Source organism: Pseudomonas sp. Tof1 (genome assembly GCF_055390395.1).
On sequence record NZ_AP024344.1, the window covers coordinates 4,851,581 to 4,877,024 of the forward strand.

Genomic DNA, 25,444 nt, shown 5'->3' on the forward strand with positions numbered 1-25,444 from the left:
ACGGCTATGCAGGTGGCGCTCCAGCTACAGCCGGAGCAATAACCTGATGGATCACCTCACTCAGCCGGTTTCGGAAGAGATTGAAGCTATCCATCGCGATCCGGTGAGGGTCCACTTCACCATTACGTATCGCATCATTGATATCAGCGGCCGACGATAAACCGTTGCGCACCCGTTCAAGCTGAGATTTGAGCGAATCTGGAGAGTCATCATTACCCGATGCCTGTTCCAGCGCCGCGCAATGCTGATAGTTAGGTTCTCGAAATGCGCATAACAACCAGGCTTCCGACTTGGGCTTGGGCAACATAGGAACACCCAGTGATGAGCCACCCGCTTCAAAACCCTTGATCATGGATTGCCATTTTGCCGACCACTCTCCTCGATCTGAAGACTGCGTACCATCAGCATCTCGAAACAAAACCGGGACGACCACGTCACTGCTTTCCTGAGCCAGAGCAACAGCCTTGAGTGCAAGCCGCCGAGCATTTTCGTAGTAATAGCCCGTCTCTTTGGATTTACCCTTGCCTGGCGCCGAGAACCGGCGACCATGATGCTTGGGCTCCACGGCAACCAGTTGAGACTTATGGATGAACTGCACACCTTGGTAGTCGAACAATGAATACCCCATCAGTCTCTCGATCAGCAGATCCAGAATCAGACACATCGGCCCTGGGGAAAACTCGAACCCTTCTTCACCGGGAGACTGACGACCTATATCCGATGGCCCTTCTCCACTGACCAGAAGCAACATCCCTACTACCTCGCGACCAAACGCCCGATTTCCTGAGGCAGACGCACCAGATCGGTATCAACAAATACCTCTCCAGGCCCCATGACAGTGAGCTTTTCCGCCACAGAGGGAATGGAAAAGAAAGGGATAGTCCGCGTTCTGCCGTCGTCAGTCTTATAGATAAACTGGACCCCTTCGCGGGCAACATCATCTTCGAGATAATTGAGAATCATCGGACTATGGGTGGTCACCATGATCTGTCGATCAATGCTTACCAGATAATCCAGCAAAAACTCGATCAGTTCCGGATTTATGCCGTTCTCTACTTCGTCAAACAGCATGAAACCGTGACTGGACAAAGTTTCGGCCAGTATCGCCATCAAACGCAGCATGCCGTCGTTCATGTGCCGGGCGTGAGTGCTGAATGTCCCTGTGCTGTAGGTTTCCTGTATAGCCAGGGACTTCCAGCCAGAGTTCAGGGACTTGAGTTCAATTGACTGAAGAGCCGGATAATTCTTCTTAAGCATCGCCAGCAAGGAGTCCAACTCGCGTGGAGCCAACTGATGGATAAATGCGGAAAGCTTCTCTCCGGCAAAACCCAGGTCGCCCTCACTTCCTCGCGCCTGTTTGCGTAAATACTGGGGAGACAGGGCATCCAGAGATGTGATGCTGGAAACGAATTTTTTGAGTCTGAGAATTACCGGCGATAAGCGGGACTCTTTCAGAGCAGAAAGGACCGAACCTTGGTAGTCGAAGTCTATCGTTCCCCCCAGACCTCTGAGGACTCCTCCTTCTTTCTCATAAGTAGTAAGACGTCCATCACCCACCCAGAGCGTGGTTTCGCCTATTTCCCACAATTCTTCGGTACAACGCAGTAAGGTCCGATTGAAACTCGCCTTCCACACCGCACGCTGACCATTAACGTCAAAAACGACCTCAAATTTTATGTTGCTACTCTTGCTCAACTTGGATTTCAGGTCGATCGGTTTCCACTCGCGCTTTTTCAGCCAGCCGGATAAGTCTCCCTTGATTTGTTGAGAGAGGAAATCCAGTGCCTGCAGGATCGTTGACTTTCCGGCACCGTTCAGCCCGATCAAGCAAGTGAAATTCGCCAAATGCATCTCAAAGCCGACAAGGGATTTGAAATTATCTATCTTGAACTCACAGAGGCGTATGCCCTCTTCCGCTGGCTGCCCGATCCGGGATCGTTCACCACCGATTTCGCGCTTACCCATCATGATTGTTCCTTGATCTGATATCGCAGCAAAAAGGGAACCAATATAGGTCAGCATGGCTGACCACTCAAGTTGCAGGGCTTTCGCAAGACAGCCGCTCCTGGCAATAGCTGACACGGCGCAATTGCCAGCGCCGGGTGCACACCGCTAGAATGCGATCAATTCTTAATTACATTCATGCAGGATGCCGCCCTGCGAGCAGTCGGTGCCATGTCGTCAGCCCCTCACCCGCATATTCATACGCTCTACAGCGAGCATCACGGCTGGCTGCATGGCTGGCTCCAGCGCAAGCTGGGTAACAGCTGCGATGCCGCGGACCTGGCCCACGACACCTTCCTGCGCCTGCTCAGCCGCCCTGCCGCACGCTCGCTGGGCAGCGAGCCGCGGGCCCTGCTGACGCACATCGCCAAGGGCCTGGTGATCGATCGCTGGCGCCGCCAGGAAGTCGAGCGGGCCTATCTGGAGACCATCGCCCACCTGCCAACCCAGGAGGTGCCCTCGCCGGAAACCCGCCTGCTGATCCTCGAAACCCTGTGGCGGATCGAGGCACTGCTGCGGGAAATGCCGCGCAAGACCCGTGAGGCGTTCCTGCTGTCGCAGATCGAGGGCCTGACCTACGGACAGATCGCCGAGCGCCTGGGCGTCTCGCTGATCAGCGTCAAGCGCTACATGCGCGATGCGTTCATCGCCTGCCTGAGCGTCGCCTGATGAGCCAGGCGCCGATCAACCCGCATATCCTCGGCGAGGCGGCCGACTGGCTGGTGCAGTTGCACTCCGGTACGGCGACGGCGGCCGATCGCCTGGCCATCGAACAGTGGCGCCAGCGCAGTGCCGAGCATGCCCAGGCCTGGCAACGGGCCGAGGCGGTACTGGGCGACTTTCGCAACGTGCCGGCCGGGATCGTCAGGGACACCCTCAAGCGCGTCGAGCGCCAGCAGGGCCTTGGTCGTCGCCAGGTGCTGAACCGCATCGGCCTGTTACTGCTGGCCGCCCCCATCGGCGTGGCCTGGCAACGTGGCACTTGGGAGCAGTGGACCGCCGACCAGCGCACCGCCGTCGGCGAGCAGAAAACCCTGACCCTGGCCGATGGCAGCCAGGTGCTGCTCAATACCGACAGTTCACTGGATATCGCCTTCAGCAGCCAGGAACGTCGGCTGATCCTGCTGAGCGGCGAGATCCTGGTCAGCACCGCCCGCGACCCGGCGCCCACCCATCGCCCCTTCATCGTCGAGACCCCGCAGGGAACCGCGCGGGCACTGGGCACCCGTTTCAACGTCAGGATCGACGGGCAGCGCAGCGAGGTTGCGGTGCTCGAAGGAGCGGTGGAATTGAAGACCCAGGTCGGCGGGCCCGGTTCGACGTTGCAGGTCGGGCAACGGGCAGGCCTGCAGCACAGCCGTATCGAACCGCTGGAGAACTTCGATATCGCCAGCCTCACCTGGGACCGCGGCATGCTGCTGGCGCGCAACATGCGCCTGGCGCAGGTGCTGCAGGAACTGGGGCGTTACCGGCCAGGCGTATTGCGCTGCCAGTCGGCGGTGGCCGAGTTGCGGGTATCCGGGGCATTTTCGCTGAAGGACACCGATTCGAGCCTGCAATTGCTGCAGAACACCCTGCCCTTGAAGGTCAGCCGGTTGACCCGGTACTGGGTGTCGGTCGAGGGCCGGGCCTGATCTGTAGAGTCCCTTCGCGGACAGAACACCGCTCCTCCCCAGAAAAAATCTCCCCTGAACTGATACCTTTTCCACTCTCGTCCGGTGTGTGGATAACCCCTTGCGTTTCCACGCTTCCGACAGGACTGTTCGATGACCTCCAGGCACCACCCGCTGACACCCCGCCTGCCGCTGCAGGCGCTGACCCTGGCCCTCGGCCTGACGCTCGGTGTCACCCTGCCCTCCGCCAGCCACGCCGCTGAAGTCGCCGCCGAAAATACCGTGCGCCCCTACGCCATCGCCCCCGGCCCACTGCACCAGGTGCTGGCGCAGTTCGCCGTCAGCGCCGGCGTGCCGCTGTCGTTCGACCCGGCGCTGCTGGGCAACCGCCAGAGCCCCGGACTCAACGGCAGCTACGGCGTGCTCGAAGGCTTCCAGCACCTGCTGCAAGGCAGCGGCTTCGATCTGATCAGCAGCGGCGGCAACGGCTACACCCTCGCTCCCCATGTCGAGGCCAATGGCGCCCTGGAACTGGGGGCGACCAACATCAGCGGCCAGTCCGCCGAAGACGCCGATATCTACAGCGGTGGCCAGGTGGCCCGCAGCGCCCGCCTGGGGATGCTCGGCACCCAGTCGGTGCAGGACGTGCCCTTCAGCGTCACCAGCTACACCGCGCAGACCCTGCGTGACCAACAGGCACAGACCGTCGGCGATGTGCTGCTCAACGACGCCTCGGTGCGTCAGTCCGCAGGCTTCGGCAACTTCTCCCAGGTGTTCATGATCCGCGGCCTGCCGCTCAACGGCGACGATATCTCCTATAACGGCCTGTACGGCGTTCTGCCCCGGCAGATCATCGCCACCGAAGCGCTGGAACGGGTCGAACTGTTCAAGGGCCCGAACGCTTTCATCAATGGCGTCACCCCCGGAGGTAGCGGTATCGGCGGCGGGGTCAACCTGCAGCCCAAACGCGCCGGGGACACCCCGACCCGCAGCGTCACCCTCGATGCCGGCGGCTCGGGGCGTGCCGGTGCGCATGTCGACCTGGGCCAGCGCTTCGGTGAGGACAACCGTTTCGGCGCACGCCTGAACCTGTTGCAACGCGAGGGCGATTCCGGGATCGACGACGAAGACCGACGCTCGACCCTCGCCACCCTCGGCCTGGACTATCGCGGCGAACGCCTGCGGCTGTCGGCGGATATCGGCTACCAGAAGCAGGTGATCAATCAGGGCCGGCCGGTGATCTACCTCGACTCCAGCCTGAACAAGGTACCCCACGCGCCGTCGGCCAAGGACAACTACGCCCAGTCCTGGAGTTATTCACAATTGGAAGACACCTTCGGCATGGCCCGTGCCGAATATGACTTCAACGACAACTGGACCGGCTACGTCGCCGGTGGCGCCAAGTACACCCGGGAGAACGGCGTGTACTCCTCGCTGACCCTCACCGACACCGCCGGCAACGCCCGCGGCGGTATGCTCTACGCGCCCCACACCGAGGACAACCGGAGCCTGATGGCCGGGCTCAACGGCCGCGTGCAGACCGGCCCGGTCAGTCATCAACTGAGCTTCGGCCTGGCCGGGATGTGGGGTGAACAACGCTCGGCCTATGAGAACATCGCCAGCGCCGGGCGCTACTACAACAACATCTACGATGCGGTGCCGCGTCCACGGCCGGTGGCGACCTCATTCGGCAGCGACATCCACGATCCGCGGGTGGTCGGCAGGAACCAGATCCGCAGCACGGCGGTGGCCGACACCCTGGGTTTTCTCGATGACCGCGTGCTGTTGACCGTCGGGGCGCGCCGCCAGTCCATCGTGGTCAATGGCTGGAACACCGTCACCGGCGTGCATAACGCCAGCTACGACGAGTCGATCACGACACCGGTCTATGGGCTGGTGATCAAACCCTGGGAACATGTGTCGTTCTACGCCAACCGTATCGAAGGCCTGGCCAAGGGGCCGTCAGCCCCCACTACCGCGATCAACAGCACCGAGACCTTTGCGCCGGTGCGCAGCAAACAGGTCGAGGCAGGTGTGCGCCTGGACATGGACAGCTACGGTGGCAGCCTCGGCGTCTATCGCATCGAACAGCCGTCCAGCTACACCGGTTCCGACCGGATCTTCCGGGTCGAGGGTGAGCAGATCAACAAGGGCGTCGAACTGAACCTGTTCGGCGAACCGCTGCCGGGCCTGCGCCTGCTGGGCGGTGCAACGGTGATGAAAACCGAGCTGACCGGCACCCTCAACGGCACCAACGATGGCAACCGCGCGATCGGCGTGCCGAGCTTCCAGTTCAACCTGGGCGCCGACTGGGACGTACCGGGTATCGAGGGCGCGGCTCTGAGCGCACGGATGCTGCGCACCGGCGGGCAGTATGCGAACGCCAGCAACACACTGAGCCTGCCGAGCTGGAACCGTTTCGACCTGGGCTCGCGCTATCGCTTCAAGCTGGATGAGAAGGAAGTCACCCTGCGGGCCAACCTGGAGAACGTGGCCAATACCGCCTACTGGGCTTCGGCCAACGGCGGGTACCTGACCCAGGGGACGCCGCGAACCCTGAAAGTCTCGGCGACGGTGGATTTCTGATCGACCGCGGCGCCTGCTTCGCGGATAAATCCGGCTCTCACATGTCTGTGTCATGCACAATATTGAAAGCTGTGCCTGAACCTGTGGGAGCCGGATTCATCCGCGAAAGCGATATCCCTCTCCCCTAAAGTCCACGGCTACGCAGCCACTGCATGAACCCACGCTTGACCTCCGGCTTGGGCACCTCGCGGGTAAAGTTCTGCGCCGCATGCAGGCGGTGATCGAGCAGGCTGCGCATCGCCTCGCCGATATCATGCCGGGCATCCAGGCACGGCTTGAGGTATTCCTTCTCGATCCGGTACAGCAGGCAATCGGTCTTGGCCGTGAAGTCCGCCGGCATCCCCTGCTCGGCGAGGATCCCGGCTTCGCCGATCACCTCCCCCGGCCCCATCCGCGCCGCCTCCAAGGGCTTGTCGCCGCGCAACAGCGTCACCGACACCACGCCCGACTCGATAATGAACAGATGGTCGCTGACCTCGCCCCGCGGCAGGATCACGCTGCCCGCGCGAAACAGCTGCGGGACCATGTTCTGGCTGAAGGTCTCCTTCTCCTCGGAACGCAGCGTCGAGAAGATCGGCGAACTTTCCAGCAGCGCCCGCGGGCGCGACGTCGAACTCGGCAAGGCACTCTCCACCGTGGACAGCAGGCTTACCCCCGACGCCTGCAAATGGCGGAACGCCAGGTCGAACAGCTGATTGCGCACCTCGCGCTTGAGCCCCATGGCGCTGACGAAACCGCTGATTTCGTATTCGACGCCCGTCGCACTGGAACTCTTGAGCGCCACGCTCGGCGCCGGCGTCGTCAACAGCGCCCGACAACCGAGCACCGCCCGCTCCAGGGCGTCGATCACCACATGGGGCCGCACATGCGGGCTGACCTGCAGGCTGATGGCCAGGCCGTGTACATCGCTGGGCCGGCTGAAGTTGATGATCCGCGCTTTCGCCGCCAGGGAGTTGGGCACCACCGCCAGGCTGCCCTGGGAGGTCTGCAGGCGGGTGGCACGCCAGTCGATATCGACCACCCGACCCTCGGTGCCGTCGATGGAGATCCAGTCATCGACCTGGTAGGGCTTGGTGGTGTTGAGCACGATGCCGGAAAACACGTCGCTGAGGGTGCTCTGCAACGCCAGGCCGACGATGATCGCGAACGCCCCGGAGGTCGCCAGCACGCCCTTGACCGGCAGATCGAGCACATAGGCCGCCGCCGCGATGATCGCGATCAGGAAGATGATCGCCCCCAGCACGTCCTGCAGCAGTCGCCCGGCATGCCCGACCCGCTGCATCATCACCGTGCCGACCAGTACCGTCAGGGTCCGTGCACCGAACAGCCACCAGCCGATCTGCAGGCCGGTGGCGGCCAGGTGCCGGGAGATATCCTCGGGCCAGGGCGCGATCTGCATCGGATTCATGCCTTCGTTGAACAGCACCAGGCTGTACAGCGAAAACACGGTCAGGCGCACCACCAGCTTCCAGTTGCTGCTGCGCGTGCCGAGCAGGCGCCACAGCAGCAGGTCGATCACCAGCAGGAACAGCGCGCACAGCAGCGGGTGTTCGGACAGCAGGGGGTGTTGGGTGAACAGGTCAGGCATCGCACGGCTCCGGAAACAGCTGGACAGCTGCAGGTGCCAAGGATAGCCCGCTTTCACCCACGGCTCACAGCCTGCCTTCAGTCATCCATGCGGCCGAAACGACCGCTGTGGAAATCGACGAAGGCCTGGTGGATTTCCGCCTCGGTGTTCATCACGAACGGGCCGTGGCCGACGATCGGTTCGTCGATCGGCTCGCCGCTGAGCAACAGCAGCATGGCGTCGGCATCGGCCTGCAGTTGCAGGCGTTCGCCGGCCTGTTCGAGCACCACCAGTTGCCCGGCGCCCGCCTGCGCCTCGCCGTTGACCTGCACACTGCCGCGCAGCAGCACCAGCACCGTGTTGTGGCCGGCGTGCAGGTCGAGGTTCAGCACCTTGCCGCCCGCCAGGCGAATGTCCCAGACATCGATCGGCGTGAAGGTCCGTGCCGGGCCGCGCTGGCCGTCGAACTCACCGGCGATCAGACGCAGGCGACCGGCACCGTCCCCGAGGGCGATGTTCGGAATGTCGCGGTCGAGGATGCCCTGGTAGCCGGCCGGTGCCGACTTGTCGCGCGCCGGCAGGTTGACCCAGAGCTGGACCATTTCCAGCCGGCCGCCACGGCGGGCAAAGGCTTCGGAATGGAACTCCTCGTGAATGATCCCCGCCGCCGCGGTCATCCATTGCACGTCGCCCGGCCCGATGATGCCGCCGGCACCGGTGGAATCGCGGTGCTCGACTTCGCCGTCATAGACGATGGTCACGGTTTCGAAACCGCGGTGGGGGTGCTGACCGACGCCGCGACGTTCGGTGGTCGGGGTGAATTCGGCCGGGCCCGCGTGATCGAGCATCAGGAACGGACTGATCTTCTGGCCGAGGCCATCGTAGGAAAACAGGGTGCGCACCGGAAAACCGTCGCCGACCCAGTGGCCACGCGGGCTGGTGTAGATACCAAGAATCTTTTTCATGGACGCCTCCATCAAGTCATGGGGCATAGCTTAGATTCGCCGCGTTTTTAGCGGTAGTCCGTAAAAATCAACCTCATCGTCCCAACCATGGAACGACCGCAACCGCCGAACGCCAAGCCGGATCGGCACGGCCGCAACGCCTTGGGCTGCGCCATGGACAAGGCAAGGCTGGCCTTATTTACATTACACTCATAATATATAAAATATTACACACATAATATTTACTCCCATGATCGAGGTGCACCATGCAGCCACCCATTCGCGACATCATGCTGGCCCGATGGTTTTCCCACCTCCCCGCGCTGGTGCTGCTGATCCTGCTCGGCGGCTGCAACAGCCAGGCCGACTCTCAGCTCGGCGCGGCCCCTCCACGGGTGGTGCTGGCCGCCCGGGTGGAGCCGGCCAACCAGCAGGACAATGCCTATACCGGCGTGGTTGCCGCACGTACCGAAAGCGACCTGGGCTTCCGGGTGAGTGGCAAGGTCATGGAGCGCCGCGTCGATCCCGGCCAGCGTGTGCGCAAGGGCGATACCCTGCTGGTGCTGGATGTCCAGGACTTCGATCTGGCGCTCAAGGGCGCGAGGAACCGTGTGGTCGCCGCCCAGGCGCAACTGCGCCAGCGCCGTGACGATGCCGAGCGCTATCAGCGCCTGGCTACCACCGGGGCCGTATCACGGCAGATCTTCGACCAGGCCGCGACCAACCTGCGGGTGGCCGAGGCGGAGATGGCCTCGGCCGACTCCGACGCCCGGCAGATCGAAAATCGCCGGACCTATTCGGTGCTCAGGGCAGACGGCGACGGGGTGATCACCGAGGTTCGCGTCGATCGCGGCCAAGTGGTCGCCGAGGGGCAGGTGGTCGCCCGTCTGGCCCAGGACGGTGCCCGCGAAGCCGTGATCAACCTGCCGGAAAACCAGCGCAACCTGGCCGCCAACCCGGCCCGGGCATTTCCCTTCGGTGCTCCGGAACAGGCGGTTGAGGCCCGTTTGCGCGAGCTCTCGGCAGCGGCTGATCCCAGCACCCGAACCTTTCGGGCCCGCTATGTGCTCGACGGCCAGGCCGAACGTTTCGCCATCGGCTCGACCATCACCGTTCGCCTGTCCAGTGCCGCCGCCGAACAGACCCGCGTCCCCATCGGCGCCCTGCACGATCCCGGTACCGGCAGCGGAGTGTGGCTGATCGGCAACGACAACCGGGTCAGCTTCGTCCCCGTACAGGTTGCCAGCCTCGGCCAGGAATACGCCGTGCTCGACGGCGGAGTCAGTCCCGGCCAACTGATCGTCGCCCTCGGCGCGCACCTGCTGCACCCCGCAGAGCAGGTGCGGGTCCCGGATGCCCAATCGCTGGCGCTGAACCGAGCATCCTCCCCGATACAGGATCACTGACATGCGTGGCCTCAATCTCTCGCAACTGGCCGTTCGTCACGGTGCCGTGACGCTGTTTCTGATCCTCGCCATCATGGCCGCCGGCGTCTTCGCCTTCGGCAAGCTGGGCCGCTCGGAAGACCCCTCGTTCACGGTCAAGATCATGACCGTGACCGCCACCTGGCCTGGCGCCACCGCCCGGGAAATGCAGGAGCAGGTGGCCGATCCCCTGGAGAAGCGCCTTCAGGAACTGGACTTCTATGATCGGGTCGAGACCATCGCCCAGCCCGGTTTCGTCTCGCTGAAAGTCAGCTTTCTCGACTCCACGCCTCCTAGCCAGATCCAGGAGTTGTTCTACCAGGCCCGCAAGAAACTCGGCGACGAAGCGGCGAAGCTGCCCAAGGGAGTGGTCGGACCGCTCTTCAACGACGAGTATTCGGACGTCTACTTCGCCCTCTACGCCCTCGAAGCCCGCGATCTGCCGCACCGCCAGCAGGTGCGGATGGCCGAGGACCTGCGCCAGGCCCTGCTCGACCTGCCAGGGGTGAAGAAGGTCAATATTCTCGGCGAACAGGCCCAGCGGATCTTCGTGGAATTTTCCTACGAACGCCTGGCGACCCTGGGCGTCAAGCCGGAGCAGATCTTCGCCGCCCTCGCCGCGCAGAACGCTGTCACGCCTGCGGGCTTTGCCGAGACCGCCGGGGCCCGGGCCTATATCCGTGTCGACGGCGCCTTCGACAGCCTTGCCCTGATCGAGAACGTGCCGTTGGTGGCGAACGGCAAGGTACTGCGCATCGCCGATGTGGCCAGTGTGACCCGGGGCTATGAAGACCCGCCCGGCTATCGGATTCGCCACCAGGGTGACCCGGCACTGATGCTCGGCGTGATCATGGAGAAACACTGGAACGGCCTGGAGCTGGACAAGTCCCTGCAGGCCGAGGAAGCCCGGATCAAGGCCGAACTGCCCTTGGGCGTGCGCTTCGACAAGGTCTCCGACCAGGCGAAGAACATCCGCCTGGCAGTGAATGAGTTCATGTTGAAGTTCTTCGTCGCCCTTGCCGTGGTGATGCTGATCAGCCTGCTGGCCCTGGGTTTCCGGGTAGGCCTGGTGGTGGCCGCCGCCGTGCCGCTGACGCTGTCGATCGTCTTCGTGGTCATGCTGCTGACCGGCCGCGAGTTCGACCGGATCACCCTCGGTGCCCTGATCATCTCGCTCGGCCTGCTGGTGGACGACGCGATCATCGCCATCGAGATGATGGTGGTGAAGCTCGAGGAAGGCTTCGACCGCCTGCATGCCGCGACCTTTGCCTGGAGTTCGACCGCCGCGCCGATGCTGACCGGGACCCTGGTGACCATCATCGGCTTCCTGCCGGTGGGCTTCGCCCGCTCCGGTGCCGGCGAATACGCCGGCAACATCTTCTGGATCGTCGGCTTCGCGCTCATCGCCTCGTGGCTGGTGGCAGTGGTCTTCACGCCCTACCTGGGGGTCAAACTGCTGCCGGCCATCAAGCCGCTGGCCGGCGGTCACGAGGCTTTGTACGACGGCCGCTGGTATCGGCGCCTGCGTGTCCTGGTGGAACATTGCGTGCGCCATCGCTGGCGGGTTACCGCGCTGGTGGTGAGCGCCTTTGTCCTCTGCGGACTGGGCATGGGCGTGGTGAAAAAGCAGTTCTTCCCCAACTCCGATCGTTCGGAGCTGATCCTTGAGGTCTATCTGCCGCCGGGCAGCGCCTTCAAGAGTACCGAAGCGGTCACCGCCCAGGTGGAGAAGGCCCTGCTGGCCGAACCGGAAACCCTGCTGGTGGACAGTTATGTCGGGGGTGGTGCGCCGCGCTTCTTCCTGTCGCTGAACCCCGAGTTGCCGGATCCGGCCTTTGCCAAGCTCATCGTGCAGACCGCCGATGCCCATGCCAGAGAGACGCTGAAACGGAAGATGCGCGAACGGATTGCCGCCGGGGCCTTTCCTTCGGCACGGGTACGGGTCACTCAATTGGTGTTCGGCCCGCCGGTCCCCTTCCCGGTGGTGTTCCGGGTCTCGGGACCCGATATCGAGGTGCTGCGTGGCGTGACCGAACAGGTCAGGCAGGTCGTGGCAGCGAACCGGCTGACCCGCGATACCTTCGTCGACTGGGGCGAGCGCACCAGCGCCTATCGCCTGGTGCTGGATCAGGACCGCCTGCGCCTGCTGGGTTTCACTCCGGACCAGGTGAAATCACAGCTCAACGCCCTGCTGCGCGGCAACCCGATCACCGAAGTACGTGAAGGCACGCGAGTGGTGTCGGTGGTGGCGCGTTCGCGCGGCGACCAGCGCGAAGACCTCGGCAACCTGGCCAACATGACCCTGACCAACAGTGCCGGCGAGTCGCTGCCGCTGTCACAGGTCGGGCATTTCCAGGCGGTGATGGAAGACCCGATCCTCAAGCGGCGCAACCGCGCCAGCACCTTCGAGGTGCGCGCCGATATCGTCGATGGCAGCCAGCCGCCGGACGTCGAACTGGCGGTATGGGCCGACCTGCAGCCGCTGCTGGCGAAACTGCCGGCCGGCTACAAGGTGGTGATCGCCGGACCCGTGGAAGAAAGCGTAAAGGCCAACGTGGCCCTGGCGGCCCTGTTCCCGATCATGATCCTGCTGACCCTGCTGGTGATCATGTTCCAGGTGCGCTCGTTCGGCGTGATGTTCATGGTCTTCGCCACGGCGCCCCTGGGGCTGATCGGAGCAATGCCGGCGCTGTTGCTGTTCAACCAGCCGTTCGGCTTCAACGCCATCCTCGGATTGATCGGGATTGGCGGGATCCTGATGCGCAACACCCTGATCTTCACCGACCAGATCCGCCAGAACCGGGAACAGGGCATGGCGATCAACGAGGCGATCGTCGAGGCCACGGTGCGCCGGACGCGGCCGGTGGTACTCACCGCGCTGGCAGCGGCCCTGGCATTCATCCCGCTGACACTCTCGGTGTTCTGGTCGTCGCTGGCCTACGTGCTGATCGGTGGCGTGCTGGTGGGCACCCTGCTGACCCTGCTGTTCCTGCCGGCGCTGTGCAGCCTGGTACTGGGGCGCACGGAACACGCGGTTGAGGTGCGGGTACCGGGCTGAGATTGCGTGCGGGTGCCTGTGCCACGGTGCGTCACCGCAGGCGTTCCCACGCGCCGCGTGGAACGAGCGGAAAATCGGTCCGACCGTTCCCTCAAGGGAACGGTCAGCTCCGTGGCCTGGCTTGACCCAACGGACAATCAATCAGTTACAAACGGATAAAATTATCGTTTTACAGTAAATAATTACTGCAATATATTCATTTCACGCCGCCCGCTTCGGGCGTTCATCCTTGCAAATCATCGATCTTACAAAGGACGTGTCATGACTCTCGATCGCCTGTCCAACCACAGCCGGCTCCTTGCCCACGCCACTCTGCTGCTGATCATTGCCATGCTGCTGGCCAATATCGCCTGCTGGTTCTACCCCAGCCTGGTCAGCGACTACGGCATCGGCTTCAACCTGGGGCTGCTGGCCACCCGCTACAACACCAGCGTTGCCGACATGCCGTCATGGCAGGTCGCCGGCTGCATCCTGCTGTCGAGCATCCCGTTGCTGGTCCTGGCACGAGGGCTGCTGGCCCTGCGCAGCCTGTTCCAGGCCTACAGCCGTGGCGATTACTTTTCGGCCGGTTCTGCCGAACACCTGGGCAAGCTCGGCAAGAGCGTCGCCTACTGGGTACTGGGCAGCCTGTTGCTGGAGCCGGCCTTGAGCGTGTGGATGACCTTCCTGCTGCCGGCAGGCCAGCGCATGCTGACCCTGGGCTTCAGCTCGGCGCAGTTGGTCGCCCTGTTTCTCGCCGCCTCGATCACGCTGATTGCGAAGATTCTCTACAATGCCTGCTCGCTGGCCCGTGAAAACCAGCAGTTTGTCTAGGACCCAACGATGCCAATCGAAATAAAACTGGATGTCATGCTCGCCCAGCGCAAGGTCAAGTCCAAGGACCTGGCCGCCGCCATCGGCATCACCGAACAGAATCTGTCACTGCTCAAGCAAGGCAAGGTGAAGGGCTTCCGTCTCTCGACGCTGGAAGCGATCTGCGCCTTTCTCGACTGCCAGCCGGGCGATCTGCTCAGTTACACAGAGGCCGAGGCGCTGGAGGAGTGACCGCCTATTCGTGATTACCGGTAAAGATTCCTTTGCTTGACTCCCTATTTTTCTCAAAGATGAGGACCGGGATACTCCTGCCCATTCCCCCTCATTCCAGGAGTCAAGCATGTCCATTCCCGCCTTTGGTCTCGGTACCTTCCGCCTGCAGGGCCAGGTCGTCATCGATTCGGTGAAGACCGCCCTCGAGCTGGGCTACCGGGTCATCGATACCGCCCAGATCTACGAGAACGAAGCCGAAGTCGGCCAGGCCATCGCCGCCAGCGGCGTGGCCCGCGACGAGCTGTTCATCACCAGCAAGATCTGGGTCGCCAACTTCGCCCAGGACAAGCTGATCCCCAGCCTCCGGGACAGCCTGCGCAAACTCGGTACCGATTACCTCGACCTGACCCTGATCCACTGGCCATCGCCCGCGGATGAAGTACCGGTCGCCGAATTCATGGCCGCCCTGCTGGAGGCCAAGGAGTTGGGCCTGACCCGCCAGATCGGTATCTCCAACTTCACCATCGACCTGATGCAACAGGCCATCGCCGCCGTCGGTGCCGAACAGATCGCCACCAACCAGATCGAACTGCACCCCTACCTGCAGAACCGCAAGGTCGTCGAGTTCGCCCGGAGCCAGGGTATCCGGATCACCTCGTACATGACCCTGGCCTACGGTGAAGTGCTCAAGGACCCGGTCATCCAGCAGATCGCCGAACGGCACCAGGCCACCCCGGCCCAGGTAACCCTGGCCTGGGCCATGCAACTGGGCTACGCGGTGATCCCCTCCTCGACCCGACGCGAGAACCTGGCCAGCAACCTCAAGGCCCGCGAGCTGCGCCTGAGCGACGACGACATGGCGCTGATCGCCGGCCTGGAACGCGGCCACCGCCTGACCAGCCCGGCCGGCCTCGCCCCGGCCTGGGACTGAGCCTCAGAGCAACTGGTTGCGCTTGGCGAACTCCGCCAGCGCGACCACCGACTTCAGGTTCAGCTTGTCGATCAGCCGGGTCTTGTAGGTGCTCACGGTCTTGTCGCTGAGCAACATCAGCTCGCTGATCTCCTTGTTCTTCATGCCGCGGGCGATGTAGCGCAGGATGCTCAGTTCGCGATTGCTGAGGTTCTCGATCTGGCGTGCCTCGGTTTCGTTGACATGGGCGGCCATGCGCCCGTGATCTTCGAGACGGGGGAAGAAACTCTTGTTGAGCATCACCGCCCGCACCGCCAGTTGCAACTCATCGAGTTCGGCGGTCTTGGAGACATAGCCCAGGGCACCGGCGCGCATGCAGCGCTCGGAGTAGAACTCCGGCGATTGCTCGGTCAGCACCACGATCCTGCTGGGCAGTCCCAGCGCGCTGATACGGGTGATGACTTCCAGGCCATCGAGGCGGGGAATATTCAGGTCCATCACGATCAACTGCGGTTCCAGTTCTCGCGCCCGCTGCACCGCATCGACGCCGTTGTCGGCCTCGGCGAGCACCTCGTAGTCGAGTTTCTCCAGCAATATCTTGATAGCCAGGCGAACGAACGGGTGATCGTCCACAATCAGTGCTGTACGCATCGCAAATCCTTGAGAAGTACGCCGGCCACTGCTTGAGACAGGTACGTGCTTGCATCGATCGAAAGAGAAAGGGATCCAACGAACTCAAGTGTAGGAAAGTTCTCGAAAACCTGCCTTGGCACGTCCCCTGGCGACCTCAAGGGCCAACCGGACGGATCGCGCACTTTAGCGAGCGGGGCCGGCGAGATATGTAGGAATAATCCCAAGACCAGGCTGCCGCAACGGTAGATGCGGTTCAATCGGTGGTGCTTGGACTCCAGAACGCCTGCTGCACCCGGCTGGAGGTCGACAATCGCGCCACCAGCGCATCCAGTTCGTCGCCATCGATCGAGGTGGCCGCCAGGGTCGCCTCGATCTCCACTTCGTCGTCGCCGACCGTGCGTACCTCGACGTCGCTGGCCGGGTAGTTGCTGCGCTCCAGTTCCTTCTCCAGCAGCGACAGCACGACCTTCTGCTCGGCCCGCAGGGCGGTCAGGTAGAGGATGTAGGTGACTTCCGCCGAGACCACGTCCAGCGGCTGGCGGTTGATGTAGTTGACGATCGGCCGCAGCAGGGTGTTCGCCGCCAGCACGAACAGGGTGCCGAGCAGCGCTTCGAGGATCAGGTCGGCCCCGGCACAGGCACCGACTGCTGCCGAGCCCCACAGGGTGGCTGCGGTGTTCAGGCCGCGGACGTTGCCCTCCTCGCGCATGATCACCCCGGCCCGAGAAAGCCGATGCCGGACACCACATAGGCGACCACCCGCACCGCGCCTTCGGCGCCGCCGAGACGGTTGGCCATGTCGACGAAGATCGCCGCGCCGACCGCCACCAGCACGTTGGTGCGCAGGCCGGCGGTACGCTGCCGGTATTGGCGCTCGAAGCCGATCAGGCCGCCGAGGATGAAGGCCGCACCGAGGCTGACCAGGGTGTCGGTCAGCGAGTCGAGGTTGATGTTGTCCAGGGCCTTCATCCATTCACTCCAGGGTCGATACGCGGATCACTGCCAACCGAACCGCCGGCTGTAGAAGCCCTTCACCGCCTGCGTCAGCGCCATGTACGCCAGCAGGATCGCCGGCAGGAACACGAAGTACAGCGACGGCAACGCCTGCAGTTTGAAGTAGTGCGCCAGCGGACCCATCGGCAGGAAGATCCCCACCGCCATGATGATCCCGGTCATCACCATCAGCGGCATCGCCGCGCGGCTTTGCAGGAACGGAATCTTCGGTGTGCGGATCATGTGCACGATCAGCGTCTGGGTCAGCAGGCCGACCACGAACCAGCCCGACTGGAACAGCGTCTGGTGATCCGGGGTGTTGGCATCGAAGACATACCACATCAAGGCGAACGTGGTGATGTCAAAGATCGAACTGATCGGCCCGAAGAAGAACATGAAACGCCCGACGTCCGCCGGCTGCCAGCGCTGCGGCTTGCGTAGCAGGTCCTCGTCGACATTGTCGAAGGGGATGGCGATCTGCGAAATGTCGTAGAGCAGGTTCTGTACCAGCAGGTGCATCGGCAGCATCGGCAGGAACGGAATGAAGGCACTGGCCACCAGCACCGAGAACACGTTGCCGAAGTTCGAGCTGGCGGTCATCTTGATGTACTTGAGCATGTTGGCGAAGGTCCGCCGCCCTTCGAGCACGCCCTCCTCCAGCACCATCAGGCTCTTTTCCAGCAGGATGATGTCGGCCGCTTCCTTGGCGATGTCCACCGCGCTGTCCACCGAGATCCCGATATCGGCGGTGCGCAGGGCCGGTGCGTCGTTGATGCCGTCGCCCATGAAACCGACCACATGGCCGTTGGCCTTGAGCAGGCGGACGATGCGTTCCTTGTGCGACGGGGTCAGCTTGGCGAACACGTTGGTGGTCTCGATCGCCTTGGCCAACTGCTTGTCGCTCATGCGCTCGATGTCGTTGCCCATCAGCAGGCCCTGCTGCTCCAGGCCGACCTCACGGCAGATCTTGGCGGTGACCAGTTCGTTGTCACCGGTCAGCACCTTCACCGCGACACCATGTTCGGCCAGCGCGCGCAGGGCCGGCGCGGTGCTTTCCTTGGGCGGGTCGAGGAAGGCCACGTAGCCGATCAGGGTCAGGTCCTGCTCGTCCGCCAGGCTGTAGACGTCGCTCCCGGCTTCCATGGAACGCGCGGCAACCGCCACCACCCGCAGGCCCTCCTCGTTGAAGGCCGCGGTGACCTGGCGAATCCGCGCCAGCAGTTCGTCGCTCAGCGCCACCTCGGCTTCGCCGTGGCGAACCCGGGTGCACACCGACAACACTTCCTCCACCGCGCCCTTGCAGATCAGCAGGTGCGGACGGTTCTGCTCGGCCACCACCACCGACATGCGCCGGCGGTTGAAGTCGAACGGAATCTCATCGACCTTCTGGAACGCGGTGCCGACCTGCAGCTCGCGGTCGATCTCGACGTGCTCGAGCACGGCGACGTCCAGCAGGTTCTTCAGGCCGGTCTGGTAGTAGCTGTTGAGGTAGGCCATTTCCAGCACGTCCTCGGACTCCTCGCCCCAGACGTCGACATGGCGGGCCAGGAAAATCTTGTCCTGGGTCAGGGTGCCGGTCTTGTCGGTGCACAGCACGTCCATGGCGCCGAAGTTCTGGATCGCGTCCAGGCGCTTGACGATGACCTTCTTGCGCGACAGAAACACCGCGCCCTTGGCCAGGGTCGAAGTGACGATCATCGGCAGCATTTCCGGGGTCAGGCCGACGGCGATCGACAGCGCGAACAGCAGCGCCTCCATCCAGTCGCCCTTGGTGAAGCCATTGATGAACAGCACCAGCGGCGCCATCACGAACATGAAGCGGATCAGCAGCCAGCTGACCTTGTTGACCCCGTGCTGGAACGAGGTCGGCGCACGGTCGGTGGCGCTGACCCGCTGGGCCAGGGCGCCGAAATAGGTATTGTTGCCGGTGGTCAGCACCACCGCGGTGGCGGCCCCGGAGACCACGTTGGTGCCCATGAACAGGATGTTGTCCAGATCCAGCGGGTTGGTGGCGCTGGGGTCGATCTGGCGGACGAACTTCTCCACCGGCATCGACTCGCCGGTCATCGCCGCCTGGCTGACGAACAGGTCCTTGGCGGTCAGTACCCGGCAGTCGGCGGGAATCATGTCGCCGGCCGAGAGCACGATCAGGTCGCCCGGTACCAGTTGGCGGATTGGCAACTCGATGCGCTGGGCACCTTGCACCTGTGCGCTGGCCGCATGGAACTTGCCGAACACCGGCGTGGTGTCCGCGGCGAAATCCCGGCGCATGACCGTCGCGGTGTTGCTGACCATGGCCTTGAGGGCATCGGCGGCCTTGTTCGACTTGGCTTCCTGCCAGAAGCGCAGCAGGGTCGAGAGCACCACCATGGAGAAAATCACCGTGGCGGCCTTGAGGTCGTCGGTCAGCCAGGAGATCAGCGCCAGCAGGGTCAGCAGCAGGTTGAAGGGGTTCTTGTAGCAGTGCCACAGGTGCATCCACCACGGCAGCGGCTGCTCATGCTCGACCTCGTTGAGCCCGAACTGCTCGCGCAGGACCTGGGCCTGGGCTTCGCTCAAGCCGTCGGCATGGGCACCGAGGCGCTCCATCAGTCCCTGGGGATGATCGTTGGCCGCCGCCACCAGGGTCTGCGCCAGGGTCGGCGGGACCTCGCGGCTGACCGTCGCGTCGGTCATGCTTTCGAGCAGGGCCAGGCGGCGGAAGTGCCGGGCGAAGTGCCGGGTCCGCAGGAAACCGGCAAAGAATTCTTTCAACAGGGTGAGTTTCATGGGGCTGCCTCCCGTACCACCGGCCCGGCTCCTGCAACGGCAGGAGCACGGGCGACGTTGATCTTGCGAGCAGAGTCCGCAGGCGGGTTACCGCCAGCGTGCATTGCCCCGGATGGGACAGGCACGGCCGGCCGCCTGGCACAAACGCCGGGCGCGTCGATAGCGTCGCGACGGGCCACGGGGGCCGCATCACAGGCTGTTCAGTGTCGGGAAAAGGGACTTCGGGATACCGCCACCAGGGGCGTGATCGGGATGCCGCTTCTCGCTTTCGGGCGAGACAACGGCAGGGAGAGACTGCGCGTTATCTTGCCGAGAATATGCCGGTCATCGGAACCGGCCGACTACTGTCACTCGAACAAGTACCCACATGGGCCTCCGCAATGGATGAAAACGCGCGAAGCTTACACTTCGACATTTGCAGCGTAAACGGTAACAAAGTGTTTCGCAGCGCTACCGGAAAGTTCTTCAGGAAGGGTTCAGGTTCGGGCCGCCCGGCCTCATTCACAGTCCCACTGGCGCATACGGGTACGGCAGTGTTTCATCGCGTTGACGATGTGCTTTTCCACCAGGCTGCGGGAGATGTTCAGGCGTTCGGCGATCTCCGGGTGCGACAGGCCCTCCAGCTTGCGCAGCATGAAACTGTCGCGGCACAGGCGCGGCAGCTCGGCCAGGGCACGTTGCAGCATGTGCAGGCGCAGGTCATGGTCCAGTGCGGTCTGTGGCGAAGGACTGAAAAACCGCTCATCGGTATCGAGCACCGCCAAAGGCTCGTTCTGGCGCACGGCATTGCGCCGATGGTCGTCGATCATCAGGTTCATCGCCGTGCGATAGAGGAAGGCCCGCGGCTGTTCGATCGGAGTATCGCTGGAGCGCTCCAGCACGCGTAAATAGGCATCATGCACCACATCCTCGACAACCTGACGGTTGCCCAGTTTCGCATTGAGGAAACACACCAGCTCGCGGTAGTAGTTTTCCAACATGACTCCTGTCCGCACGCTCGGCGGGCCTGTCCCTGAGCCATCGGCGGCCAGGGCTCGATGATGGCAGTTTGAAAAGATGTAATTTATAGTAATTCTCATATAGATTTAAAGTGTTCCCGGGCAAAAGCCTGAAATGTCTGGAAAAACAGGGCCGGACAAAGACTTAAATTCGCAACCGGGCTTCTCGTCTAACTGAAATCTCCCGTGTCCCTGCCAGCAGCCGGAAACAGCCCGCTGGCGTGATCACGGATCGATCTTCCATCGGCTGGAACCCTGCATGAAACGTCCTCGACGCACCCGACGCGCCCTGCTTGTCTCGCTCTGCCTGATCCCTGTCATTGCCTTCGCCACCTGGCAGATCCTGCCGCCGGGGCGCGACAGTTTCGCCACCGTCACGGTCAATCGTGGTGACATAGAAAGCAGCGTGACCGCCCTTGGCACCCTGCAACCGCGCCGTTACGTCGATGTCGGCGCCCAGGCCTCCGGGCAGATCCACAAGATTCACGTCGAGGTCGGCGACCCGGTCAAGGAGGGCCAGTTGCTGGTCGAGATCGATCCATCGACGCAGAAGGCCAGGCTCGACGCGGGCCGCTACTCCATCGAAAACCTCAGGGCCCAGCTCCAGGAGCAGCGTGCCCTGCATGACCTGGCCCGGCAGAAATACCAGCGCCAGTTGCAGCTCAATGCCGGCGGCGCCACCCGGGTCGAGGACATCCAGAGCGCCCAGGCCGAGATGCGCACCACCCAGGCGCGCATCGACATGTTCCAGGCGCAGATCCTCCAGGCCCAGGCCAGCCTGCGCAGTGCCGAGGCGGAACTGGGCTACACCCGCATCTACGCCCCCATGGCCGGCACCGTGGTCGCCCTCGATGCCCGCGAGGGCCAGACCCTCAATGCCCAGCAGCAGACGCCGCTGATCCTGCGCATCGCCAAGCTGTCGCCGATGACCGTCTGGGCCGAAGTCTCCGAAGCCGACATCGGTCACGTCAAACCGGGCATGAACGCCTACTTCACCACCCTCAGCGGTGGCAACCGGCGCTGGAGCAGCACCGTGCGGCAGATCCTGCCGGTACCGCCCAAGCCCCTGGAACAGTCCAGCCAGAGCGGCAGCAACAGCCCCAGCGGCAGCAGCAAGAGCGGTGCCGCACGGGTGGTGCTGTATACCGTGCTGCTGGATGTCGATAACGCCGACCAGGCCCTGATGGCGGAAATGACCACCCAGGTATTCTTCGTCGCCGATCGCGCGCAGAACGTCCTCACCGCACCGATCGCCGCCCTGCAGGGTGGCGACGAGCCCCACCGGCAGACCGCCAGGGTCGTCACCCCGGAGGGCCGGATCGAGACCCGTGAAGTGCGCACCGGCATCAGCGACCGCCTGCGCATACAGGTGCTCGACGGCCTGGCCGAGGGCGACCATCTGCTGATCGGCCCGGCCGTCGGTAGCGGAGGCTGAATGCAAACGCCACTGATCGAACTGCAGGACATCCGTAAATCCTACGGTGGCGAAGACAGCCCACGGGTGGACGTATTGCGCGGCATCGACCTGTCGATCCATGCCGGCGAGTTCGTCGCCATCGTGGGTGCCTCGGGCTCGGGCAAGTCGACCCTGATGAACATTCTCGGCTGCCTCGACCGCCCCACCTCCGGCAGCTACCGCTTCGCCGGCGAGCCGGTGGCCGAACTCGACACCGACGAACTGGCCTGGCTGCGCCGCGAGGCCTTCGGCTTCGTGTTCCAGGGCTATCACCTGATCCCCTCCGGCTCGGCCCAGGAAAACGTCGAGATGCCGGCCATCTACGCGGGCACTCCGGCGACCGAGCGCCATGCCCGGGCCGCCGCCCTGCTCGACCGCCTGGGCCTGGCCAGCCGCCGCGGCAATCGCCCGCACCAGTTGTCCGGCGGCCAGCAGCAACGGGTGTCGATCGCCCGTGCCCTGATGAACGGCGGCCATATCATTCTCGCCGACGAACCCACCGGCGCCCTCGACAGCCATAGCGGGGCCGAGGTGATGACCCTGCTCGACGAACTGGCGAGCCAGGGCCACGTGGTGATCCTGATCACCCACGACCGGGAGGTCGCCGCCCGCGCCAAGCGCATCATCGAAATCCGCGACGGGCTGATCATCAGCGACAGCGCCACCCAGGCCGACGCCACCCCAGCCACTGCCACCCCCGGCTCCCTGCAGGCCGTGGACCTGCGCCAGCGCCTGAGCGACGGCAGCGAGTACAACGGTGCCTGGAAAAGCGAACTGCTCGAGGCTGTGCAGGCCGCCTGGCGGGTGATGTGGATCAACCGCTTCCGCACGGCCCTGACCCTGCTCGGCATCGTCATCGGCGTCGCCTCGGTGGTGGTCATGCTGGCGGTGGGCGAAGGCAGCAAGCGCCAGGTCATCGCCCAGATGGGCGCCTTCGGCTCCAACATCATCTACCTGAGCGGTTCCGCTCCCGCGCCCCGTGCGCCACTGGGCATCATCACCCTGGACGACGTGGCGGCGCTGTCGGCGCTGCCCCAGGTGAAAATGATCATGCCGGTCAACGGCAATGACGCCACGGTCCGTTTCGGCAATCTGGACCACAACGCCTATGTCGGCGGCAACGACACCCAGTTCCCGGCGATCTTCAACTGGCCGGTGGTCGAAGGCAGCTATTTCACCCAGGACGATGCCAGAAGCGGCGCGGCGGTGGCGGTGATCGGCCACAAGATTCGCGAAAAGCTGTTCGCCCACCTGCCCACACCCATCGGCCAGTACCTGCTGATCGAGAACGTACCGTTCCAGGTGGTGGGCGTGCTCCAGGAAAAAGGCGCCACCTCCGGCGAGACCGACAGCGACGAGCGGGTGGCGATTCCCTACTCCGCCGCCAGCGTCCGCCTGTTCGGCACCCGCAACCCGGAGTACGTGGCCATCGCCACCAGCGACGGACGCAACGTCAGGGACGCCGAGCGCGCCATCGACCAGGTGATGATGACCCTGCACAACGGCCGCCGCGACTTCCGCCTGACCAATAACGCGGCAATGATCCAGGCCGAAGCCCGGACCCAGAACACCCTGTCGCTGATGCTCGGCTCGATTGCCGCCATCTCGCTGCTGGTGGGCGGGATCGGCGTGATGAACATCATGCTCATGACCGTCCGCGAACGCACCCGGGAAATCGGCATTCGCATGGCCACCGGCGCCCGCCAGCGGGACATCCTGCGCCAGTTCCTCACCGAAGCGGTGATGCTCTCGGTGGTCGGCGGCCTGGCCGGCGTGGTGCTGGCCCTGGGCGTCGGCGGCATCCTGATACTGAGCAAGGTCGCCGTGGCCTTCTCCCTGGCCGCCGTGACCGGTGCCTTCGCCTGTGCCCTGGTCACCGGGGTGATCTTCGGCTTCATGCCGGCCCGCAAAGCCGCCCGGCTCGATCCGGTGGCAGCCCTTACCAGTGAATGATCGATCTATGAAGCCGCAACTCTCCCTGCTTACGGTGTGCCTGCTGCTCAATGCCTGCAGCGGCCCCGCGCCCCATCCGGACAGCGGCCTGGTGCCGCCCGCCGCCTGGCAGTTCGCCCAACGCTCGGCACTGCAACAGGATCATCGCCAATGGTGGCGACAGTTTGGCAGCCCCGAACTCGACCAACTGATCGACCAGGCGCGCCTGGGCAGCCACGACATCGCCGCCGCCGCGGCACGGGTGCGCCAGGCCCGAGCCAGCGCGGTGATCGCCGGCGCCCCGCTGCTGCCACAGGTCGACCTGAACCTGGACGCCAGCCGCAACAAGCTGCTGCACGGCACCGCCGACAGCGACAACAACAGCAAGAGCTTCGGTGCCGGCCTCAGCGCCACCTACGAGGTGGACTTCTGGGGCGGGCTGGCCGCCAGCCGCGACAGCGCCCTGCAGAGCCTGCGCGCCAGCGAGTTCGACCGGGCCACGGTGGAACTGACCCTGCTCGGCGGCGTCGCCGACCAGTACGCCCGCACCCTGTCCGCGCGCGAGCAGCTGCGCATCGCCGAACTGAACCTGGTCAATGCCCAGAGCGTGCTCAAGCTGGTGCAGACCCGTTACGACTCAGGCTCGGCCACCGCCCTGGAGTTGGCCCAGCAGAAAAGCCTGGTTGCCGCCCAGCAGCGCCAGTTGCCGCTGATCCAGCAACAGGCCGGGGAATCGCTGATCAGCCTGGCCGCCCTGCTCGGCCAACCGGTGCAGGCCCTGAAGATCGGCAGCCTGCCCTTCTCCAGCCTGGGCTGGCCGCGGATCGATGCCGGCCTGCCCAGCGAGCTGCTCAGCCGCCGTCCGGACATCGCCCGCGCCGAGGCCCAGTTGGCGGCGGCCCAGGCCGACGTCAAGGTGGCACGGGCGGCGCTGCTGCCGAAGCTGACCTTGAGCGCCCGCCTGGGCTCGGAGTCGAGCGAAGCCTCCGAGGCCCTGCGCACGCCGTTCTACAACCTGACCGCCGGACTGGTCGCACCGGTGTTCAACCACGGTCGCCTGCGGGCGCAACGGGACAAGGCCACGGCCCGTGAAGAGGAACTGCTGGAAAGCTATCGCGGGGCGATCATCAATGGCTTTGCCGATGTCGAGAAGGCGCTCAACAGCATCGAGCGCCTGGACCAGCAACGCCAGTGGCAGGAAGAGGAACTGCGGCAGGCCAAGGCCGCCTTCGAGCTGTCCCAAAGCCGCTACCGGGCGGGCGCCGCCGACCTGCTGACCGTGCTGGAAACCCAACGTACGCTGTACGCCGCCGAAGACCTGAACGTGCAGTTGCGGCTGAGCCGCCTGCAGGCGAGTATCGCCCTGTACAAGGCCGTGGGTGGGGGCTGGAGCGAGTTCTGATGCTGTTCCGCTGACGGTGACGCCCAGCGTCATCGGCTGCACTCCCACGATCCAACGCCCGCCCCGGACGCTCCAGGCCCACTCGCGAATAGCCATCGACGTTCCCACGCTCCGCGTGGGAACGCCTCG

At 64.0% G+C, this 25,444-nt stretch carries 18 protein-coding genes and 1 pseudogene; 11 read left to right on the forward strand and 8 right to left on the reverse strand.

Annotated elements, in window-relative coordinates; genetic code table 11:
- Positions 1-4 precede the first annotated feature (4 nt).
- Together ACZ5KU_RS21845 and ACZ5KU_RS21850 are read right to left on the reverse strand one after the other, a co-directional pair.
- On the reverse strand, positions 5-751 hold the full coding sequence (locus ACZ5KU_RS21845) for a hypothetical protein (protein ID WP_054056565.1): 747 nt from the start codon (positions 749-751) through the stop codon (positions 5-7).
- Positions 752-756: 5 nt separating this feature from the next.
- Positions 757-2,022 carry an AAA family ATPase gene (locus tag ACZ5KU_RS21850; protein WP_464736259.1) on the reverse strand — a complete coding sequence of 422 codons (1,266 nt, stop codon included), beginning with the start codon at positions 2,020-2,022 and terminating at the stop codon, positions 757-759.
- A 153-nt stretch (positions 2,023-2,175) separates the two neighbouring features.
- On the opposite strand from ACZ5KU_RS21850, the gene ACZ5KU_RS21855 reads away from it, so the two are divergent.
- From ACZ5KU_RS21855 to ACZ5KU_RS21865, 3 genes are all read left to right on the forward strand, one after another.
- On the forward strand, positions 2,176-2,673 hold the full coding sequence (locus ACZ5KU_RS21855; protein ID WP_054056571.1) for a sigma-70 family RNA polymerase sigma factor: 498 nt from the start codon (positions 2,176-2,178) through the stop codon (positions 2,671-2,673).
- The gene (locus ACZ5KU_RS21860) at positions 2,673-3,638 is read left to right on the forward strand and encodes a FecR domain-containing protein (protein ID WP_054062849.1); all 966 of its coding nucleotides are present in this window, start codon (positions 2,673-2,675) and stop codon (positions 3,636-3,638) included. The genes ACZ5KU_RS21855 and ACZ5KU_RS21860 overlap by 1 nt, the downstream gene beginning before the upstream one ends.
- A 132-nt stretch (positions 3,639-3,770) precedes the next feature.
- The gene (locus tag ACZ5KU_RS21865) at positions 3,771-6,203 is read left to right on the forward strand and encodes a TonB-dependent receptor (RefSeq protein ID WP_054056562.1); all 2,433 of its coding nucleotides are present in this window, start codon (positions 3,771-3,773) and stop codon (positions 6,201-6,203) included.
- Positions 6,204-6,327: 124 nt separating this feature from the next.
- Here the strand turns inward: ACZ5KU_RS21865 and ACZ5KU_RS21870 are convergent, their stop codons facing one another.
- Positions 6,328-7,791 carry a mechanosensitive ion channel domain-containing protein gene (locus tag ACZ5KU_RS21870; protein WP_464736260.1) on the reverse strand — a complete coding sequence of 488 codons (1,464 nt, stop codon included), beginning with the start codon at positions 7,789-7,791 and terminating at the stop codon, positions 6,328-6,330.
- A 77-nt stretch (positions 7,792-7,868) separates the two neighbouring features.
- On the reverse strand, positions 7,869-8,735 hold the full coding sequence (locus tag ACZ5KU_RS21875) for a pirin family protein (protein WP_054056560.1): 867 nt from the start codon (positions 8,733-8,735) through the stop codon (positions 7,869-7,871).
- Between the two features lie 245 nt (positions 8,736-8,980).
- Here ACZ5KU_RS21875 and ACZ5KU_RS21880 point away from each other — a divergent pair, with 245 nt between their 5' ends.
- The 5 genes from ACZ5KU_RS21880 (at position 8,981) to dkgB (ending at position 15,153) form a co-directional block, all read left to right on the forward strand.
- On the forward strand, positions 8,981-10,120 hold the full coding sequence (locus ACZ5KU_RS21880) for an efflux RND transporter periplasmic adaptor subunit (protein WP_239687882.1): 1,140 nt from the start codon (positions 8,981-8,983) through the stop codon (positions 10,118-10,120).
- A gap of 1 nt (position 10,121) precedes the next feature.
- Positions 10,122-13,196: an efflux RND transporter permease subunit gene (locus tag ACZ5KU_RS21885; protein WP_464736261.1), complete on the forward strand. Its 3,075-nt coding sequence runs from the start codon at positions 10,122-10,124 to the stop codon at positions 13,194-13,196.
- Positions 13,197-13,457: 261 nt separating this feature from the next.
- Positions 13,458-14,009: a DUF2975 domain-containing protein gene (locus ACZ5KU_RS21890; protein WP_416769819.1), complete on the forward strand. Its 552-nt coding sequence runs from the start codon at positions 13,458-13,460 to the stop codon at positions 14,007-14,009.
- 9 nt (positions 14,010-14,018) lie between these two features.
- On the forward strand, positions 14,019-14,240 hold the full coding sequence (locus ACZ5KU_RS21895) for a helix-turn-helix domain-containing protein (protein ID WP_416769821.1): 222 nt from the start codon (positions 14,019-14,021) through the stop codon (positions 14,238-14,240).
- A gap of 109 nt (positions 14,241-14,349) precedes the next feature.
- Entirely contained in the window at positions 14,350-15,153 is an 804-nt protein-coding gene (dkgB, locus tag ACZ5KU_RS21900) for a 2,5-didehydrogluconate reductase DkgB (protein ID WP_416769822.1), read from the forward strand.
- 3 nt (positions 15,154-15,156) lie between these two features.
- Here the strand turns inward: dkgB and ACZ5KU_RS21905 are convergent, their stop codons facing one another.
- The 4 genes and pseudogenes from ACZ5KU_RS21905 to ACZ5KU_RS21920 form a co-directional block, all read right to left on the reverse strand.
- Positions 15,157-15,783, reverse strand: coding sequence for a response regulator transcription factor (locus ACZ5KU_RS21905; RefSeq protein ID WP_054056557.1), 627 nt, complete (start codon positions 15,781-15,783; stop codon positions 15,157-15,159).
- 235 nt (positions 15,784-16,018) lie between these two features.
- Positions 16,019-16,734 (reverse strand): annotated as a pseudogene (locus ACZ5KU_RS21910) (MgtC/SapB family protein).
- A gap of 27 nt (positions 16,735-16,761) precedes the next feature.
- The gene (gene mgtA / locus ACZ5KU_RS21915; protein ID WP_054056555.1) at positions 16,762-19,527 is read right to left on the reverse strand and encodes a magnesium-translocating P-type ATPase; all 2,766 of its coding nucleotides are present in this window, start codon (positions 19,525-19,527) and stop codon (positions 16,762-16,764) included.
- Between the two features lie 497 nt (positions 19,528-20,024).
- Positions 20,025-20,507, reverse strand: a complete 483-nt coding sequence (locus ACZ5KU_RS21920) for a sigma-70 family RNA polymerase sigma factor (RefSeq protein WP_054056554.1) — start codon at positions 20,505-20,507, stop codon at positions 20,025-20,027.
- 277 nt (positions 20,508-20,784) lie between these two features.
- On the opposite strand from ACZ5KU_RS21920, the gene ACZ5KU_RS21925 reads away from it, so the two are divergent.
- The 3 genes from ACZ5KU_RS21925 to ACZ5KU_RS21935 are packed head-to-tail and all read left to right on the forward strand — an operon-like array spanning position 20,785 to position 25,315.
- Positions 20,785-21,960 (forward strand): efflux RND transporter periplasmic adaptor subunit, encoded by a 1,176-nt coding sequence (locus tag ACZ5KU_RS21925; protein ID WP_054056553.1) that lies wholly within the window; start codon positions 20,785-20,787, stop codon positions 21,958-21,960.
- Positions 21,961-23,934 carry a MacB family efflux pump subunit gene (locus tag ACZ5KU_RS21930; protein ID WP_464736262.1) on the forward strand — a complete coding sequence of 658 codons (1,974 nt, stop codon included), beginning with the start codon at positions 21,961-21,963 and terminating at the stop codon, positions 23,932-23,934.
- A 7-nt stretch (positions 23,935-23,941) separates the two neighbouring features.
- Positions 23,942-25,315 carry an efflux transporter outer membrane subunit gene (locus tag ACZ5KU_RS21935; RefSeq protein ID WP_416769829.1) on the forward strand — a complete coding sequence of 458 codons (1,374 nt, stop codon included), beginning with the start codon at positions 23,942-23,944 and terminating at the stop codon, positions 25,313-25,315.
- Positions 25,316-25,444 lie beyond the last annotated feature (129 nt).